20 protein-coding genes are annotated in these 18,485 nt (G+C 49.3%); 6 read left to right on the top strand and 14 right to left on the bottom strand.

All coding sequences use genetic code 11. The features are described 5' to 3' along the window. Nucleotides 1-18: 18 nt before the first annotated feature. The 11 genes from SPICA_RS07795 to SPICA_RS07845 form a co-directional block, all read right to left on the bottom strand. The gene (locus SPICA_RS07795; protein WP_013968986.1) at nt 19-576 is read right to left on the bottom strand and encodes a flagellar basal body-associated FliL family protein; all 558 of its coding nucleotides are present in this window, start codon (nt 574-576) and stop codon (nt 19-21) included. Nucleotides 577-637: 61 nt separating this feature from the next. Further along, nucleotides 638-1,372, bottom strand: a complete 735-nt coding sequence (gene motB, locus SPICA_RS07800; protein WP_013968987.1) for a flagellar motor protein MotB — start codon at nt 1,370-1,372, stop codon at nt 638-640. 3 nt (nt 1,373-1,375) lie between these two features. Then, on the bottom strand, nt 1,376-2,158 hold the full coding sequence (locus tag SPICA_RS07805) for a motility protein A (protein WP_013968988.1): 783 nt from the start codon (nt 2,156-2,158) through the stop codon (nt 1,376-1,378). A 6-nt stretch (nt 2,159-2,164) separates the two neighbouring features. After that, complete coding sequence (locus tag SPICA_RS07810; RefSeq protein WP_013968989.1) at nt 2,165-2,362, bottom strand: flagellar FlbD family protein; 198 nt, start codon at nt 2,360-2,362, stop codon at nt 2,165-2,167. A 19-nt stretch (nt 2,363-2,381) separates the two neighbouring features. Continuing rightward, nucleotides 2,382-3,782, bottom strand: a complete 1,401-nt coding sequence (gene flgE / locus SPICA_RS07815) for a flagellar hook protein FlgE (protein ID WP_013968990.1) — start codon at nt 3,780-3,782, stop codon at nt 2,382-2,384. 6 nt (nt 3,783-3,788) lie between these two features. Next, nucleotides 3,789-4,226 (bottom strand): flagellar hook assembly protein FlgD, encoded by a 438-nt coding sequence (flgD, locus tag SPICA_RS07820; protein ID WP_013968991.1) that lies wholly within the window; start codon nt 4,224-4,226, stop codon nt 3,789-3,791. A gap of 13 nt (nt 4,227-4,239) precedes the next feature. After that, nucleotides 4,240-5,532, bottom strand: a complete 1,293-nt coding sequence (locus SPICA_RS07825; RefSeq protein WP_013968992.1) for a flagellar hook-length control protein FliK — start codon at nt 5,530-5,532, stop codon at nt 4,240-4,242. A gap of 58 nt (nt 5,533-5,590) precedes the next feature. Beyond that, nucleotides 5,591-6,223: a periplasmic-type flagellar collar protein FlbB gene (locus SPICA_RS07830; protein WP_013968993.1), complete on the bottom strand. Its 633-nt coding sequence runs from the start codon at nt 6,221-6,223 to the stop codon at nt 5,591-5,593. Between the two features lie 55 nt (nt 6,224-6,278). After that, on the bottom strand, nt 6,279-7,346 hold the full coding sequence (locus tag SPICA_RS07835) for a metallophosphoesterase (RefSeq protein ID WP_013968994.1): 1,068 nt from the start codon (nt 7,344-7,346) through the stop codon (nt 6,279-6,281). A 2-nt stretch (nt 7,347-7,348) separates the two neighbouring features. Beyond that, on the bottom strand, nt 7,349-8,299 hold the full coding sequence (locus SPICA_RS07840; RefSeq protein ID WP_013968995.1) for a pseudouridine-5'-phosphate glycosidase: 951 nt from the start codon (nt 8,297-8,299) through the stop codon (nt 7,349-7,351). A gap of 19 nt (nt 8,300-8,318) precedes the next feature. Then, on the bottom strand, nt 8,319-10,094 hold the full coding sequence (locus tag SPICA_RS07845) for a PfkB family carbohydrate kinase (protein WP_041396179.1): 1,776 nt from the start codon (nt 10,092-10,094) through the stop codon (nt 8,319-8,321). 183 nt (nt 10,095-10,277) lie between these two features. Here SPICA_RS07845 and SPICA_RS07850 point away from each other — a divergent pair, with 183 nt between their 5' ends. The 6 genes from SPICA_RS07850 to SPICA_RS07875 all read left to right on the top strand — a co-directional run bounded on the left by SPICA_RS07850 (nt 10,278) and on the right by SPICA_RS07875 (nt 17,093). Beyond that, nucleotides 10,278-10,643, top strand: coding sequence for a MarR family winged helix-turn-helix transcriptional regulator (locus SPICA_RS07850; RefSeq protein ID WP_013968997.1), 366 nt, complete (start codon nt 10,278-10,280; stop codon nt 10,641-10,643). A 3-nt stretch (nt 10,644-10,646) separates the two neighbouring features. Next, nucleotides 10,647-13,238: an FAD-dependent oxidoreductase gene (locus tag SPICA_RS07855; protein WP_013968998.1), complete on the top strand. Its 2,592-nt coding sequence runs from the start codon at nt 10,647-10,649 to the stop codon at nt 13,236-13,238. A gap of 61 nt (nt 13,239-13,299) precedes the next feature. Next, entirely contained in the window at nt 13,300-14,670 is a 1,371-nt protein-coding gene (locus SPICA_RS07860; RefSeq protein ID WP_013968999.1) for an aspartate kinase, read from the top strand. A gap of 4 nt (nt 14,671-14,674) precedes the next feature. Next, nucleotides 14,675-15,841 (top strand): homocysteine biosynthesis protein, encoded by a 1,167-nt coding sequence (locus SPICA_RS07865; protein ID WP_013969000.1) that lies wholly within the window; start codon nt 14,675-14,677, stop codon nt 15,839-15,841. Nucleotide 15,842: 1 nt separating this feature from the next. Further along, nucleotides 15,843-16,256, top strand: coding sequence for an NIL domain-containing protein (locus tag SPICA_RS07870; protein ID WP_013969001.1), 414 nt, complete (start codon nt 15,843-15,845; stop codon nt 16,254-16,256). A 33-nt stretch (nt 16,257-16,289) separates the two neighbouring features. Next, the gene (locus SPICA_RS07875) at nt 16,290-17,093 is read left to right on the top strand and encodes a UPF0280 family protein (protein WP_013969002.1); all 804 of its coding nucleotides are present in this window, start codon (nt 16,290-16,292) and stop codon (nt 17,091-17,093) included. Nucleotides 17,094-17,102: 9 nt separating this feature from the next. Here the strand turns inward: SPICA_RS07875 and SPICA_RS15880 are convergent, their stop codons facing one another. The 3 genes from SPICA_RS15880 to SPICA_RS07885 all read right to left on the bottom strand — a co-directional run bounded on the left by SPICA_RS15880 (nt 17,103) and on the right by SPICA_RS07885 (nt 18,426). After that, entirely contained in the window at nt 17,103-17,324 is a 222-nt protein-coding gene (locus SPICA_RS15880; protein WP_013969003.1) for a type II toxin-antitoxin system HicA family toxin, read from the bottom strand. Then, nucleotides 17,317-17,523, bottom strand: a complete 207-nt coding sequence (locus SPICA_RS07880) for a type II toxin-antitoxin system HicB family antitoxin (RefSeq protein ID WP_013969004.1) — start codon at nt 17,521-17,523, stop codon at nt 17,317-17,319. The genes SPICA_RS15880 and SPICA_RS07880 overlap by 8 nt, the downstream gene beginning before the upstream one ends. A 69-nt stretch (nt 17,524-17,592) precedes the next feature. Further along, nucleotides 17,593-18,426 carry an SAM-dependent methyltransferase gene (locus SPICA_RS07885; RefSeq protein ID WP_013969005.1) on the bottom strand — a complete coding sequence of 278 codons (834 nt, stop codon included), beginning with the start codon at nt 18,424-18,426 and terminating at the stop codon, nt 17,593-17,595. Nucleotides 18,427-18,485 lie beyond the last annotated feature (59 nt).

The following is an 18,485-nucleotide window of genomic DNA, read 5'->3' on the forward strand; positions in this document are numbered from 1 at the left end:
TTCTTCCACCTTTATTGTTTACATCTCTACCACATCAAGCTGTTGGAATAGAATTTCCCGGGCCTTTGCTTTCTGTAAAATTGTTGTATTTAATGCTTCACGGATTTCAATTTTTAAGTTGCGTTCATTTTCCGGTTTTAAATCCGCTGCATATTTATTGCTAAAGTAGTTGCGGAAAAAATCCTTTAATTCGTAGAGACGGTTTGTGAGTTCGGTCTGTGCATTTTTATCATTGAGATCATACCCAATAATGACATTAACCACAACCGAGGATGGAGTTGGATCCTTTGTTCTCGTTCGTATTACCCCAATAGTCGTAAACCAGGATAATTCTGGCCGTTTCCCCATATAGGGATCTGTTTCGGATGTAGCCACAGTTTGAGGCTTTCCCGATCCGGACATAATTCTATAGGTAATAACTGAAACAGTTACTATAAAGATAAGCGCTCCTAGGCCAATTGCAACAAATTTTAAAATTGTCGGCAGTATTCCACCAATTCCAGCACCTTTTTTCGGAGAACTATCTATTGTCGAATCACCTTCATCAAGATTAAGCTCATCCTGGTCTTCTGCCATGGTGTATACCTCCGTATTTTAGATATAATATACGAAACAAGGCGGTCATGCAAATGGTTATTTATAAATGCCCTTCATCAAGGATCACAATGTCAACACGACGGTTGTAAGCTCTTCCTTCAGGAGTATCATTCGAAGCTATAGGAACTGTATCTGCAAAACCTGCAACCTGAAACCGCTTTTCTTCTACTCCAATATCGGTAAGATACTTGAGGACGTTAATAGAACGAGCTGTGGAAAGTTCCCAATTCGATGCCCAGGGACCAGCAGGATCCACAGGAGTGGAATCGGTATGGCCTTCGATACGGAATTTCCTTCCCTGGAGGTCTTCAGAATTCAATAGGGCACCCAGCCGAAGTAAAATATCCCTCGTTTCTTCAATATTCACCTGAGCGCTGGCAGGAGCAAAAAAAGCATCTGAAGCAAGGCTTATGACAAGTCCCCGTTCATCGGTGGTTACCTTTACCTTGTTAGATTTTACTTCGGGAGCAAAAAGGCTGGTTGCCTTTTTTTTTGCAGTAGAAAGGGATTTTCCTTTTTCCATGGAAGGAAGAGACATGATGGTATTTCCAAGGTCCGCATTTCTTCCTGCGGTCAGTGTAGCACCGCCTTCCATTGCTCCCATTCCGATATTGTTAAGAGAAGAAATCATCTGTTGGAGCTGAACTTCATCAACCTCCGAAACATTAAAGAGAGCAGCAAAAAAGGTAAGCAGAAGGGTAACCATATCTGAGTAGGTAACAATCCATTCTGGAGCACCGCCACCGCCCTCTGACTGTTTCTTCTTTTTTGCCATAGACTAATCCTTAAGGATTTCTGCTTCTACAGACTTCCTGACATCGGGGGCGAGGAATGAAAGCAGTTTAAGGGCAAGAATGCGGGGGTTATCACCAGCCTGAATGGAAAGAACCCCTTCGATAATCATTTCTTTTACCTGGGTTTCTGCAGCATCATGGGCTTTGAGTTTTCCCAACATGGGTATTAACAAGAGGTTTGCCATAATTGCCCCATAAAAGGTAGTAATGAGAGCAACGGCCATGTTAGGACCGATCGAGCTTTTATCTTCCAGGTTTTTCATCATGGCGATAAGCCCCGTAACGGTACCCAACATTCCAAGACCGGGAGCCAGTTTTGACCATGCATCTACGATAGACATTTTATCAGCATGACGGGCTTGCATCTGGTTCAACTCAGTTTCCATAAGGGTTCGGATGATTTCCGCATCGGTACCATCGACCACGAGGCGGAGCCCCTTTTTCATAAATTCATCATCCAGGTCTTCCAGCTCTTCTTCCAGAGCAAGCAAACCTTCCCGGCGGGCTCGATCAGAAAAGGCCATGAGCTTCGTGATAATTGCCTGTTCCCCGAAATTGGGAACCTTCATGGTAAGTCCGATAACTTTAAAGACACCAAGGGCTTCGGACATACCAAAATTAATAAAGAGAGTAAAATATGAACCAACCACAACCATTAAGAACGAGGGGAGGTCCATATAGGTAAAGATGGTACCACCGGATGTAAAGATGGACATAACCAACATGGTAAAGGCACCGACTAAACCGATAATCGTCGCTAAATCCATGACCTATCACTCCTCGTTCTTGAATCCGCCGATTAACTTTCTGTATTCTATAATTCGATTGATGATCTCTTCCGGCTTTTCGCGGACTATGACTTTTTTACCGGACAGCATGACCAGGGTCGTATCGGGATGGGTCTCTATGGACTCGATCTGATGGGGATTGAGGTAATATGCTACGCCATCAAGCCTGGTTACCTGTATCATGCTATCCTACTGTATCATACTATCGCTTTAAGGTTAAGAGTTCCTGAAGCATCTGGTCCGAAGTCTGTATGGTTTTGGAGTTTGCCTGGAACCCCCGCTGGGTTACGATCATGTCGGTAAACTGCTCTGCCAAATCTACGTTGGACATTTCCAGGGCACCTGCAATCAGTTTGCCTTTACCTGCTATACCCGAGGGGCTGATATTTGCCAACCCAGAGTTATTGGATACCACATAGGTATTTTCTCCGGTCTTCTCAAGCCCACCTGGGTTTGTAAAGCTTGCCATAGCTACCTGTCCAATAAGCCGGTTTGTACCATTGGAATAGACTCCGGTAATGACACCGCTCTGGTCAATTTTGAAATTTTCAAGATACCCCATGGGATAGCCATCCTGCATAAAGGCCTTGGTAGAACTCTTTTCTGCAAACTGGGTTATGGTATTCACCACACTACCGATTTTCCCCAGGTTGATATTAAACTCCTGCCGGATGAGGTTACCATCTGCACCGGGTGTAGAGCCCTGAACATCAAAGGCAACCCGAACATTCACATCACCCTCTGTAGGGGACTGATTACCGTTTGCATCAACGACCCCTGCAAGGGTTCCCAGATTGCTGAAATTAACGGTGAAAATATTGGGACCGCCTGCAGCGGTTGCTCCTTCTCCAAGACCAACCGCTGTATTGGTCGGAGTTGCACCTTCAGGATCAACGGTAACCCGGGCTTGCCATTGGTTATTCTGTCCGGGAAGGCGGGAAAAATCGACCCGGAGGGTGTGTTCCTGTCCAAAGTTATCGTAGATCTTAAAGTCGGTGCTCCAGGTCCCTTCAAGAATGGCACCGGGACCGGCATTTTCTGGAATTTCAGGGGTTCGCTTGTCCAGGTTACAGGCAAAATTAACTGAGGTCGTTGCCTTAGCGGGATCCTTGGAGCCAACAGGAATAATGAGGTCTTCCACATCCCGGGCGGTATCAATGCGGGTAGTACCGCCTACATCCCGGGCCATCCAGCCCTGTACACGAAGGCCGTTTGCGGGATTGACCAGAGTTCCATCTCTATCCAGGCCAAAGGCACCAGCCCGGGTAAAGAAGGTTTTTTCTCCATTTTTAAGAACAAAGAAGCCCTGTCCCTGAATAGCCAGGTCCGTACCAACGCCGGTGGTTTGTAAGGACCCCTGGGTATGAATCGTATCGATGGAAGCAATCATCATACCAAGACCGACTTCCTTAGGATTGACACCACCCACTTCTTCAGTAGGCCGAGCAGCACCGGACATCTGCTGGTACAAAAGGTCCTGAAAATTGACCCTGCCCTTTTTAAAACCCGTGGTATTAACGTTGGAAATATTGTTACCCAGTACATCCATCCGAACCTGGTGATTCTGTAACCCTGCAACACCGGAATACAATGATCGCATCATAAGCCATTACTCCTCATATACCTTGGTAACCTGTTCCCAGTTATAATACGTACCATTTACCAGGACCTGAGGGACCGCTCCCCTGGTAACGGCTTTCACTACACCCTGAATAACCTGGTCTCCTTCGGTTAATTCCACCGATTTACCAAGAGCACCGGTTGCTTCTCCACCAGAGAGCAAATTTGCAAGCCGGTTAAAGTCCTGAGCCATATTGGTCATCTGTTCGAGGGAAGAAAACTGGGCCATCTGGGCGATAAATTCCTTATCTTCCATTGGTGCCGTCGGATCCTGATGGGTTAATTGGGTAATGAGAATTTTTATAAAATCATCCTTACCCAGATTCTGGCTAGGCTTCTTGCCCTGTTCAATGGTTTTATTAAAACTATCTACCTGCATTCGAACCAGGGATTGTTCCTGTGCGTTAAGGGTTGCACTCAGTTCCATCAGTATGGCCTCCTTAGGCTAACATATTTATCGATAGATTTGTTCCAGAACTTAAAGAACTGTTCTGAATTGGACTCATTAGTCCCGGCGTTGTATTGTCATAACTGCTTGCAACAAGCCGATCGGAGTAGAAGGGCTGCGGCATCTGTCCCTGCTGGAAACCACCAGACCCCCGGCCATCGGCCGATACAGAGACTTCGAGGCTTGCACCCTGAAAGCCTCCATCCTTAAAGGCCTGTTCAAGAGAGTGGATTTCCTTTTCAAAGGCCCGCAGGGCTTCTTCGGTTTCTACCAGGATGTGGCCGGTAACCTTATTATCAGCCATTTCTAGTTTAATCCGCACATTTCCCAGAGTTTCGGGTTTCAGATTCAGCCTGATAAGCCCTTCGCCCCCATCCTTCAGTACCATGGAAGCGTGGCGGACTATATCACCATTCATCGATGTCCGTAGTTCCTGGGCTAGCATATCCTGAAAGGATCGGGATGGACTTTGAGTAGATGATAACCTGGGGTTCTCTATATTTTTCCCCGATTCTTCTTTAAGATGAAGAGTCAATTCTACAGTTTTCGTCGTACTCTCCTGAGAGGAATTCGATTCAGTTAGCTTGGCTTTAGCCTCAATGGTCTGGGTCCTCAGGTCATAGACTTCCACATCGATCCGTTCCTTACGCTTATCCCGGGTTTGGTCATATTTTCTGATTTTGCTCTCCTGGGGTCCTTCACTTGGTTCTGCTTTTATTCTGTTTTGCTGGGCTTGTAATCCCAAAGTAGTATAGACAGCCAAAACCTGTCCATTTTGTTCAGCCCCAACATCTTTAACAATCCCTTGATTCCGGTTATTTTTAAATGATTCCCGTTGTTTCTTTGCAGTCTGTGTATCCTGATCATTAAGGGATGCAACCTGTTCATGTGTAGACCGTTGCTGTTTTTGGGATAACGGTACAACATCTTTACCTAAGGTTGATGAAAGGTTTTCGCTTTTTTTGGATGTCCCTTCCCGTAAAACTGCAGCCTCTGTAAGTATGTTACCAGCGGGCTTGATATGCCGTGCATTCTGTACCTTATCGGCCTGTTTGTGGTTTCCTACTTTTTTTACATCATATATCTGCGCTGATGTTTGATGTGCTGCAGAAAGCGTTTCCTTACTAAGGGATTGTTTTTCTTTCCCTCGAGCAGTTTGTAGTTGTTTGAAAAGACCTTCGAAGGCACCAAATAGGGATGTTCTTTTTGAATCCGCCTTTGAAAAAAGATTCTTTTCAGACTGCCCTAAGGGCTGTTTGGCGGACACGTTGGGGGGTGCAAGCACGATCCATCCTCCTCCTGAAACACCGGACAGGCCGGTGGCCGGGGAAGGAAAGAAGGGCTCAATTCAGGGTCCGGGGCTTTCCGGCCATTTTTCTCTGCAGTTCGGCGGATCGTTCCGGCGGCAGCAGGGAGAGCCAGTAGGCAACCAGGGAGGCCTTTCCCTCCTTCTGAGCTATTTCCTCGGTCATCCGGAATACGTCGATAATATCCTGATCATCCATAGCCGCTAGTATTTTAACAGCCTTATCAGGCGGCATACCAACCAGGTATCGCGCATTCTGTTCGATGTTTACCCTTCTATTTTCGAACTGTTGGACCGTAAGGTTAAAGGTTTTTTCCCGTTCATCCTGTGCTTTTTGCCGTTCCTGTAATTCCTGGGCTTTTTGTTCTATTTCAGCCTCTTTTTTCTGCAATTCCGCTTCTTTTTTATCCAATTCAAGACTTCGCAAATTGAGTTCTTCCAAACGCACCGCAAGCCGTTCTGCATCAAGGGAAAGGGTCTGTACATCCGTAAGGGTTTGCTGAGTTCGGGGCTTTAAGCCAAGTAAAGAATACAACGGGGAGAGGAGTACCTTTGCATCAATAACGGCAAGATAATCGAACCAAATAAGCCCACCTATAGCGAGCACGATGATGAGAAGAATAAGCACAATCACTCTGCCTAAAACCCGTTGTGATCCGTAACCAGCCACTCTGTATCCCCTTTCGATAATTTCTTCCCTAGTATCACCTAAGGACTACGGTACGTCAAGGATTTCCTAACAATTCAATCTTAGCTTTAATATAATCGAGCCGGTCCGTATTGAGGACTGAACGCCGTTGTGCTGTACCTTCAAGTATATCGATAGTATAGGAGCCTCGGTGCACAAACTTTTTCCCCTTGCCTTCGGTAAACCAATAGACCAGAGAAATGGAAGTACTGTCCAGTTCTATTGCATTAACACCTTTTTTACCAATTGCACAACCGGAATTAAACAGACAGGGCACGGGGAGTTCATCACCATAAAGACTTTCTTTGATACTGGTACGCCGCTCTGACCGCTTAAGTTTGGCAAGTTCAATCCTTAGAAAGAGTACTTCATCAGCAATCCTTTTGCGATCTTCGCCGGTAGCCAGAGGATATTCCCGACAAAGCCGTTCAATTTCAAATTTAATATAGTCAAAACGACCTAAGGATTCGAACAGTGGCCGATGTGTATGACCAATAACAGCAATGATACCATTGGTTCTGGCATAATCATAGGCTTTTTTTTCGACAGCAAACCGATGTCGGGGACTGCGGCCCGAAGAAATATTACGGATACCCAAAGGCTTTAAAAGGTATCTGAGACCGGCCCTGATGATATGGTTATAATGGGTATAGATTTTTGAACCCTGATGCCCATGAAACACATAGATCGGTAGTACTGGGGTTTCTATTCTGAGGGAGTCCAGTAACGGATAGGGATAATGCTTTTCTAAGATTAGATCATCATCATGGTTACCAAGAATTTTATAAAACCGGCCCCTCTCATGAAAGGTATCAAAGAGTTCATAAAGCCTTTTCCAATAGGTTCGTATGTTCGTGTAGGAATAACGTTGGAGTTCTTCAATATCTCCGTTTAATACAAGATACCAGTTTTGGGATAGATAATATTTTTCAAGAATATCCTGAATCAGTTCCTGATTTTTTAACAGATCATCGCTGCGGCCGCCATTACCCATATGAAAATCACTGATAATTAAAACCTTATCGTCCGGTGCGAGTTGCAGTACTTCCGCTTTGGTAAACCCCTGGTGCAAATCCTGTGCTGTTGCTGTAAGACCAGCAGCCACGATCAATAAACCTCCTTAATATTAAGAGAACCTAAACTGGCCGCAATCTGGCCAGCAAGGGCTGCATTGTTCAATACTAATTGTATATTGGCTTCGAGGCTTTTACCACCGGAGAGTTCCACAATTTTAGCCAGCAAAAAGGGGGTAGTTTCTTTTCCTTTAATCCCCCGCTGACGAGCTTCGGTGAGGGCTTGTTCAATGACCCGGTCGATTTCTGACTTGGGAAGTGCATAGACTTCGGGTATTGGATTGGCAATAACCACACCGCCGGCAAGCCCGGTTTTCCATTTCAGATTTAAAACCTCAGCAATTTCCTGAGGTGTATCAAGCCGGTAATCTACAGAAAAGCCCGATGTTCTACAGTAGAAGGCAGGAAGTTCTCTGGTCTGGTAGCCGATGACAGGTACACCACGGGTTTCAAGGTATTCCAGAGTAAGGCCCAGATCGAGGATGCTTTTTGCACCTGCACAGACAACAGCCACACTGGTTTGGGCTAATTCTTCCAGATCCGCAGAAATATCAAAGGTTTCCTGGGCGAAGCGATGGACACCCCCAATACCGCCGGTTGCAAAGACCTGAATACCTGCCATTTCTGCCACAATCATGGTAGCCGCTACGGTGGTAGCGCCGGTTTCTTTTTTAGCGAGTACAAAGGGGATATCCCGTCGGCTGCATTTAATCACTTCCTGGCCTTTTTTACCTAGAAACTCAATTTCATCGGTGGTCAGCCCCGCCTTTAGTTTGCCGTCCATAATGGCAATGGTGGCTGGAATGGCCCCATAAGAGCGGACCTGGGCTTCTACCTGCAGGGCAGTCTCTACGTTCTTTGGATAGGGCATACCATGGCTAATAATGGTAGATTCCAGGGCAACCACCGGTTTGCCACCGGATATGGCCGAAGCAACCTCTTCAGATAATACAAGATAGTTTGCAGTTGCATCCTTCGTCTTCATATATACTCCTCATAAAAAATTAATCGTGAACCAGTAAGTTAAAAGCTTTGTTTTTCTTCCAGGCTTGTAAAAGCCGGTATAAAGCAAGTGGGCACATCTGCGGGCTTACTGCATTCTGATCCTGCAAGGTAATAGCAGAGGCTGCACACCCGGATCGAACCACAAGGTCATGTGCTCCAACAAGAGATTCAAGACATCTGGTTCGAACGATAGCAGCCAGATAAGAATCTCCTGCACCGGTAGCACTGATCATGGGTAGGACCGGAGGACGCCCCCACATAATGGAAACACTGTTCATCACTATGACTCCTTCGGTGCCAAGACTGACATGTAATTCCTGACAACCTTTGTCAAGTAAAAACCGGGAAGCCATAAGAATCCGTTCTAGATCTCTTCGTGGAATCGACGAATGCTCCTGTGGAGAAATCGATTCTATAAATTGATGAATAGACTTGGGTATTATCTTTGATTCCCCCCAGTTCAGACTTTCTGCTATGGCAAAGAGCTCATCCCTGTTCGGTTTGATACCAAAGAAGCGGCCTATAAGGGCTCCTCCTTTGTAAGAGGCAATGCTGCGGGCCTTGGTAATAGAAACTGGGTCAAACCAGACTGGAATACCTGGGCACCTATCGAGGAGTGCTTCTATGGTTTCGGGAATGAGGTTGCCATCAATGATCACCATAGAATAGACTAGGCCAGCGCTGGTAGCACCAGTAGCGCTGGGGGACCTTGCATCGAAAGCGCTATCCCCGGCACAGGTCTGATCAGAGAGCGCTGAGAGGCAGGCCTCCAGAACATCAGGGGTGAGCCGCTTGATTGAATCCATCGATGAAAGGGCTAGCTTCATATCCCCAGTTTCATCAAGAATGGAAAGGTAGCAGGAAGGACTATCGGCTTCTACTAAGAGACACCCATCGAGTCCGACTCCTGCTGCTTTAGTTTCTTCAAGAAGCATACGAGACAGAGGATCTTTACCGAATACAGAAATAAATTGTACCGGAATGTTAAGCCGAGCCAAATTTTCCGCTATGTTCCGCCCTGCACCACCCCGGGAAAAACGCACCCTTCCGGGATTAGAATCCCGATCGTTAAGAGGTCCAAAGGGGCGTCCTTCGATATCAACATTTGCACCACCTGCTACCAAAACAGGCAGAGGCTTAATGAAATAGTGTAATGTTCCCTCATCTGAGCCATCTCCATGTTCGTAGTGAAGACCGCATACAAAACCAAGGGTCCTCAAGGTAATTTCTGAATAAAAGGCAACATGGGTGGGATCCTCCTTGTACCACCAGGAGCTAAAAAAACGTGAAATTTCATCATTTTTTATAGAAAAATATTGATCTGGCAGTGTATGGGTATGGACTGCAAGGAGACCGCCGGGCTTTAAGTAGTGGTTCATAGCAGCAAAATCAGCGAGAGGATTTTTAAAGTGTTCCGCTACTTCAATGCAAATAATAATGTCAAATCGTTGCTGTTCTTGAGGAAGGGATGGCCCAAAAAAGGGATCATAAGACTCAACCTGGAACCCCTGTTCGCGGAGCAGCTCTGAGGCTACTGGCTCAGGTCCTGAGCCCCAGTCTAAAATACGTGGGGCCGCATCATTTACTATTATATTCCATCGCTGCAAAACCCTGTTTAAAATTGTCGAAATAAACTGAACATACTCTTTATTGTAGCGATTGTTATTATGGAGCATATACCGATTCTGTTCAGCCTCCCGGTCCAGGAAGGACTTCGGATCGGCCCATACAAAACCACAGGAATCACAGGCAAAAAAAGACCTTTTTTTTGTCATAAAACTTTTGCTTGGAACACTGTCGCAGAACGGACACTTCATAGAATGATTACTGTACTGCAGATTTTCCTGATTCGCAAGAGATAGGATGAACCCAATGATATCTCTCTTGACATATCGATAAAAATACATATAATTGCCTTATAAAACAGTTGTTAGTAACAACTGTTAACAGAAGCAATCATGCATCAACAATTATGTGCCTTAAAAGATATTTTACGCTCGATTACCCAGCTGGAAGAAGCCATACAGGCAACCTATCACATCAGCCTGACCGAAGCGATGGTGCTCTGCGCCATTGATGGGGGCTGCCGCTATGCCCATGACCTGGCCGAAGATGTGGGGCTTTCCCCATCCCGGCTTTCCCGCATCATCGCCGGCCTTGAACGGAAAGGGCTCCTGGAACGGGAACAGAACCGGGAAGACCGCCGTCACTGGCAGAACCGGCCGACCGAGGCGGGCAAAACACTGTTAGTACATATGAAGACCGAAGGCATCGATATTCCTCCGGCCTTGGAATCCATAATTTTAGTTCATGAGAAGGAGTAAATCATGGCGAAATACATTATCATCGGCGGCGTTGCCGGCGGGGCCACCACCGCGGCCCGGCTTCGCAGAAATGATGAGCATGCGGAAATCATCCTGGTAGAACGGGGAGATTACATTTCCTATGCCAACTGCGGTCTGCCCTACTATACAGGAGGAGTGATCTCGGAGCGGGAAAAGCTCTTCGTAATGACCCCCGAAAAATTCAATCAAACCCTTCATGTTGACGTACGGATAGCCACTGAGGCTACCGCCATTGATCGGGCACATAAAACCGTAACCCTGGTTGAACGGAAAACCGGCAAAACCTATACCGAATCCTATGATACCCTGGTTCTCTCCCCCGGCGCTGAACCGGTCCGACCTCCCATACCCGGCCTGGACCTGGAAGGAATTTTCACCCTCCGTTCTGTCCCCGATGTGGATGGCATTAAGGCCTGGCTCGACATGAAACGGCCCGAGCGGGCGGTGGTGGTGGGCGGCGGCTTTATCGGCCTTGAAATGGCGGAAAACCTGGCCCATCGGGGTATGGCAGTTACCATTATAGAAGCCCTGGATCAGGTCATGGCTCCCATCGATTTTGAAATGGCCGCCCTGGTACACCGGCACCTACGGGACAAGGATATCGAGCTCCGGCTTAAGGACGGCGTATCCGCCTTTGAAAAGCGGGGAAGCCGTATTTTTGTAAAACTGGCCTCTGGCGACGAGGTTCCCACCGATGTGGTAATTTTCTCTGTTGGTGTCCGGCCTGACACCAAGCTTGCCCGGGATGCGGGTCTAGAGACTACACCCCAGGGGAAACCCGGTGCCGGCGCCATCCTCGTGGATGAGCACTTCCGCACCTCGGACCCGAACATCCGGGCTGTGGGGGACGCCATCGCTTTCCGCAATCCCTTGAGCAATGAGGTCGGTATTGTCCCCCTGGCTGGTCCTGCCAACAAACAGGGCCGGCTTGTAGCCGATGCAATCGTATTTGGTGATGACCAGGTCCCGGCCTGGAAGGGCGCAATCGGAACCTCAGCCGCTAAGGTGTTTGATCTTACTGTTGCCGCCACGGGACTTAATGAAAAGGTCCTGGCCCGAATCGGGAAACCCTGTGTTTCTGTCATCATCCATCCTAATAACCATGCTAGCTATTACCCCAACGCGGTGCCCCTGACACTGAAGGTAATTTTCGATCCCCAGACGACCCGTATCCTGGGTGCCCAGGCTGTAGGATACGATGGGGTTGATAAACGGATCGATGTTATTTCCGCCCTTATCCGAAAGGAAGGGACCGTGGCTGACCTTTGCGAGTTTGAGCATGTATACGCCCCGCCCTTCTCTTCCGCTAAAGACCCGGTCAATATGGCGGGCTTTGTGGCAGAAAACATCCTGCAAGGCCGCTCCAAGGTCGTTTCCTGGAAACAATTTGAGGAACTGCGGGCAAAGGGAGCCTTTGTACTCGATGTGCGAACCCGGGAAGAATTTGAACTTGGAGCCATCCCCGGTGCGGTCTGCATTCCCAACACGGAACTGCGCCACCGGCTCAATGAAGTCCCCAGGGACAGAAAAGTCCTGGTGTACTGCGGCGTCGGGCTGCGGGGCTACCTGGCAGAGCGGATCCTCAGACAGAATGGCTGGACCGACCTGTACAACCTGACCGGCGGATACAAGACCTGGTCAGCGGCGGTAGAAAAGCAGGACAACCCGGGAGCTCTTAAGGACTGGAAGCCGGCCAACACCTGCGTCGATCCTAATGTAGCCAAGGCAATGGCAGACCGGACCGTTACCTACGGCGAAGGCACCGGTATTCCCGAAGGTATCACAAAAAGCGGAGCGGGTAAAACTATCCTGGTGGATGCCTGCGGCCTCCAGTGCCCCGGCCCCATCATGCGGCTCAAAACAGAAATGGATAAGGCCGAGGAAGGCACACGGATCCTCGTATCCGCCACGGACCCCGGTTTTGCACGGGATGTACAGTCCTGGGCAAAACTGACCGGAAACCTCCTTATCAGCCTGGAACATTCAGGCGGACGGATCGAAGCGGTCATTGAGAAAACCGTTGCCCAATCCAAGCTCGCAGCCGCCGGTCAGATGGCAGGGACCGCCATGGCAGGTTCCGGCCTTCGGATGGTATCTGCCGGTACAGATGCGGCAAGCCTCATTGTCTTCTCCAACGATTTCGACAAGGCCCTTGCCTCCTTCGTATTAGCTAACGGCGCCGCAGCGGTGGGCAAAAAGGTTACCATGTTCTTTACCTTCTGGGGCCTCTCGGTAATCATGAAAAAAGATAAGCCCCGAGTTGCTAAGGACTTTATGGGCAAGATGTTCGGCATGATGCTCCCCAAGCATGCGGGTCAGCTGTCCCTGTCCAAGATGAACTTTGGTGGCATGGGACCGGTCATGATGAAGTCCCGGATGAAGGCAAAGCAGGTTGATCAGCTGGAACAGATGATCCAGGCTGCTAAGGCCGCCGGTGTTCGCATGGTAGCCTGCCAGATGTCCATGGATATTATGGGGGTCAGCAAGGAAGAACTGCTTGAGGGTGTTGAAATTGGCGGCGTGGCTACCTACATGGAAGCAGCCTCGGAGGCCAAGGTAAATCTCTTTATCTAATTAACTAAAAAACAGGCAACTCGGTTGCATAAGGGCCCATAGTTCAGGTATACCATGAACTATGGGCCAAATTGTTGTTAAATTCGGCGGATCTAACCTTAAGAGCCCCGCAGACATAGAGCGGTCGGCCCGGGTGGCTGCCGCATATAAAGAACCACTGGTTGTTGTGGTTTCTGCTTTTTCCGGTGTAACCGATATGCTGATTCAGGGTATCGATGAAGCAATGCTTTCAGAGCATGCACCGGACATACTCTGTTCAAAGCTGGAAACTATTCATGAGTCTGCCCTCAGGCTTCATATTCAATCGGAAGCTGAAATAGGGGCTGTAATGGAAGTGCTTAAACAGCGGCTTGCACAGCTTAAGAAATTGCTCATGGGGATTCATTACATCAGTGCGGTGCCCGATTTTACCCGGGACCACATTATATCTACCGGGGAACGGCTCTCGGCCCCCATTATTGCGGCGGTCTTGCGAAAAGCTGGACTGCAAGCCCGGGAAATACTTCCCGAAACTATGGGGCTTCTCACCGATGGTACCTTTGGCAACGCCGCGGCAGACCTGGCTGTTTGTGCCGAGCGGCTTTCATCAATAGTAACCTCTGATATAACACCGGTAGTGCCCGGGTTTTATGGCATTACGAAAGAAGGGAAAATTGCTGTTTTTGGCCGGGGGGGCTCGGATTATACCGCCGCGGTGATTGCCCGCTCCATACAGGCAGAGAGCCTCGATTTATGGAAAGATGTGGATGGTTTCCTTTCAGGCGATCCTCGGATCATTCAGGATTCTAAAACCATCCCCTATGTGAGCTACGAAGAAGCGGCAGAACTTTCCTATTTCGGTGCCAAGGTATTGCATCCCAGGACGGTTGAACCTTTGGAACAGGATCATATACCGATCCGGGTGATGAATGTGGACCAGTTTGATGGTACCATAAGGCCCTATACGATTGTTGGACCGGATCGGGAACACTCCTGTACCTTAAAAAGTGTGGCTGCCACAGAAAACATGGGGATCATTCGACTTGAAGGCCCTGGGGTCGGGAGCAGACCGGGTATTCTTGCCCGGGCAACCACCGGACTTGATGCAGCGGGGATTAACATCAGCAGTGTTATTACATCACAGACAAGCATTAACCTGCTCTTTCATAAAAAGGATATGCCCCGCGCCCTGGCGGTACTGCGATCAGAATCGGTACCGTCGGTAGTGTCCGTAGAAAGTCTGGAAGATATTGCAATTATTGCTGTGGTAGGTGACGGGCTTCGTCATAGACCGGGACTTGCAGCCCAAGTTTTCGGCTCCCTGGCGGAAGGGGGCATTAACATCCTGCTTACCCAGGCAGGAGCCAGCCCGGTGGCTATGTATATTATTGTAAGCAAAGAAGATACAGCGAAGGCCCTGAAGGCTATTCACCGTACCATACATCGGGGGTAACAATATGGGGGAAACAAAGAAAAGCTGGGAAGAAATTAACCAGAAACTGGCTGCGGGCAAGGCGGTGGTCCTGACTGCAGAAGAAACCGCGGAACTCGCTAAGACGGAAACACCGGAAGAGGTGGCAAAAAAGGTTGATGTGGTTACTACAGGAACCTTTGGGGCCATGTGTTCCTCCGGTATGTTCATCAACTTTGGACATCCTGAGCCACCCATCAGAATGGAGCTCATTACGCTGGATGGGGTCCCCGTTTTTGGCGGGGTGGCAGCTGTGGACGCCTATATTGGGGCTACCGAAACCCATCCCGATGATGGCCGCTTTGGAGGCGCCCATATCATCGAAAAGCTTATCAGAGGTGAGGAAGTGTTCCTTAAAGCTCATGCCAAGGGAACCGACTGCTACCCCCGGAGAGATATCGAAACCTATATTCATAAGGACCGGGTGAACGAGATGATCCTCACTAATCCCCGGAATGCCTACCAGAACTATCCTGCAGCTACCAACTCAACCCATAAAACCCTGCACACCTACATGGGGACCCTGCTGCCTTCTTTCATGAATGTGAATTATTCCACCTCAGGCTGTCTCTCTCCACTCCTGAATGATCCCTATTTGCGCACTATAGGAATCGGGTCTCCGGTTTTCCTGGGAGGGGCCATCGGCTCGGTAGCCTGGAACGGTACCCAGTTTAACACGGAAAAACCGGTAAATGACCGGGGCATTCCCCTCTCTAACGCCAGGACTCTCATGCTGGTGGGAAATGCCAAGGAAATGTCCGCCGACTGGATCCGGGCAGGATACTATGAAAAATACGGCGTTACCATGTACGTCGGCGTAGGCTTTGCCATCCCCGTGCTGGATGAAGATATGGCTTACCGGGTGATGATCCGGAACGAGGACATCGAAACAAGCCTCTGCGATTATGGGGTCGATGGCCACCCTGCCCTTGCCCGGGTTAATTACCGGGACCTTATGTCGGGAACCATCGAGCTCCGGGGCAAAAGGGTCCGTACGGCGCCCCTTTCTAGCTACCGCAGAGCCCGGCTTCTGGCGGAACAGCTGAAAACTATGGTCCTGCAGGGATCCTTCCCCCTTACTCCCCCGGCACGGCCCCTTCCGGAACACAGCCGGGTACAGGGATTAAGCATTATTCGGGACCGGAGGGCATAAGATGGCGGGTAAATATGTTTTAGGATATTCGGCAGAGACTGTTTCGGAACCCATCCTTTGGAAACTGACCAAGGATTACGATATACGGGTAAACATCCTGCGGGCTGAGATTTCCCCCGGCCAGGAAGGGAACCTTCTGGTAGAGCTCGATGCGGAAAGCGAGGCTAAACTCAATGCGGCACTGCAATGGCTCGAAACCATTGGGGTTACCTGGGTTAATGTGGCCAAGCGCTTAAGCTGGGATGAAGATCGTTGTATTGATTGCGGCGGCTGTTCCGGAGTCTGCTTTTCCGGAGCCATCACCCTGGACCGCAGCAACTGGAAGCTGGTTGTTGATCGGGATAAGTGCATCGCCTGTGGTGGCTGTGTGAAAGCCTGCCCTATGGGCTGTTTTACCCTCGACTTCGGAGAATAGTCCCTGTACCGCCACCGTTTTTATCGGGAACATATGGGAACTGGCCGCTTCAGGTCTATCACAGTGGCTGAAGGAGAATCGGACCTCTGGATCGGCTGGAACCGGTTTGGTGAGGCCCCTATCAACCAAGCCCAATCCGAAGAGTCCATATTGATGAATAGAGCCGGCGAAGTTGTGGCACTGGAGGCGGAGCTTCGTTACCAGGCTTCGGAGCTGTTGCACGAGCTCCGGTCAAACATTCAGGACTATGCCGCAATGCACCCGGAATTCCTTACCTCTTTAGAGCCCCTCCCCTCTGATGCCGATGCCCCCGAACCGGTTCGGTCCATGTTGCTGGCGGGCCGCATTGCCGGCGTGGGGCCCATGGCCGCCGTGGCGGGGGCCATTGCTGAGCACCTTGGCATGGCCCTGCAGGACCGGTTCCATTTTGATGAATTGGTCATAGAAAATGGGGGGGACTATTGGCTTACGGTGAAAGCTCCCCTTCCGGTGCGGGTCTATGGGGGGCTCTCTTCCCTCTCGGAAAAAATTTCGGTGATTGTAAACCCTGAGCAAAGCCCCTGCGGCCTCGCCTGCTCTTCCGGCACGGTGGGGCCTTCATTAAGCTTCGGCAAGGCCGATGGGGCCCTCGTTGTGGCCCCTGCCGCCGCCGCCGCTGACGCCTGGGCAACAGCCCTGGGAAACCGATTACGATACCAAAGCGACCTGGCCACCGAGGTAGAGGCCCTCATCACTATGAATAGGGATACTGATTACGACGAAGCATACCGCCCCCAGGGAGCCCTGGCCATCATGGCGGACCAGCTCGCCGCCTGCGGGAATATCAAGCTGGGGTAAGGGGCAATTCTAGTCTGCTAGTGCTTTAATAAATTCCTCCGGTGTAATACCAGCTTGTTTAAGAATTCCTGTCAAAGTTCCTAATTTTAATTCGCGATGATTTGGTATTACGCAACCTTTCGAACCTCGCCGCATTACAATATGACTACCCCGTTGTCGAACAACTACAAATCCCAAATTTTTCAATGCACAAATTACATCTGCGCCTGAAAGGACCGGCAACTTAGGCATGATTTGGGATTCTAAAAGTAGTTAATAAAGAAGGACCACGGTAAGAAAGAGGAAATTCTTCTAAATACAGTTCTGTCGCTTCCTGCAAATTAGAAAGCGCTTCTTCTACTGTTTCACCTTGAGTGGTAGTTCCAGTTTCAGGATTATAAGCAATATATCCACCTTCAGGAGCAGGAGTTAAAACCGCTGACAATTCCATATAGTTCTCCCTGTAATTCAGTATAATTTTTAATCTTTTTACTCGTCAAGCTTGCAGCCGTAGGGGCCTCTAAAAATCAACATTTCCATAAGGTCCCTTATTATTATCCTGCATTCCTTTTTTTCCCTGACCAGAGAGCCGGCCTTTTCTATCTGTTTTAAATCTACCGGCACCTTTAGATACCTTTGCAGGGACCGCAGGCAAGGCCTGGATGGCAAACACCGTGGGGCTTTTCCGCAGTTCCGGAGCACGCTGTTTCCATTCGCCCACCGTACTGGTAAAAATATATTCTTCCTTAGTCATCAGAGCCTGGGCTATGGTAAGGTTCGTTTCTTCCCGGAGGGTAGCACAGAGGCTTGTAAAGAGACGCTGTACCCGATAGGGTGTTTCAATCCAGAGGATGGTCATGTTTTCCCGGCCCGAGAGTGCTTCCAGATACTTAAGCCGGGCAGAACGTTCCTGTTCCGGTATGGGCAGGTAGCCCTCGAACATGAAGCGCTGGCCGTTCAGGCCGCTGGCCATAAGGGTCTGAAATATGGAGGAAGGGCCAGGATGGGGGATAACCCGGATATGGTGACGATGGGCCAGTGCTACCAGGGCGGAGCCCGGGTCGGCCACACAGGGGAGGCCTGCTTCGGAGATAATGGCCCCATCCTGGCCCGCAAGCAGCGGTGACAGGAGGGCCGGAATATCCTGGAAGGGGGTGTGCTCATCCAGGGTGGCAAAGGTTTTCGCTGCAAGGACTTCCTGCGAAATATGACTCGAAAGGAAACGGCGGACCGTCTTTTCATGTTCCGCAACAATATAGGGCACCGACTCGAGTATAGCCACCATATAGGGTGCAAGCACATCCATCGATGTACCGATAGGACTTGGTATGAGATGCAAAGTACCGGTTTTCATAGGACCTCGTTCCGTTGCTAAGGTCCTCCCAGTGTATCAGATGAAGCCCTTACAATACA

Origin of the sequence: Gracilinema caldarium DSM 7334 (assembly GCF_000219725.1) — a bacterium.
Lineage (GTDB): Bacteria > Spirochaetota > Spirochaetia > Treponematales > Breznakiellaceae > Gracilinema > Gracilinema caldarium.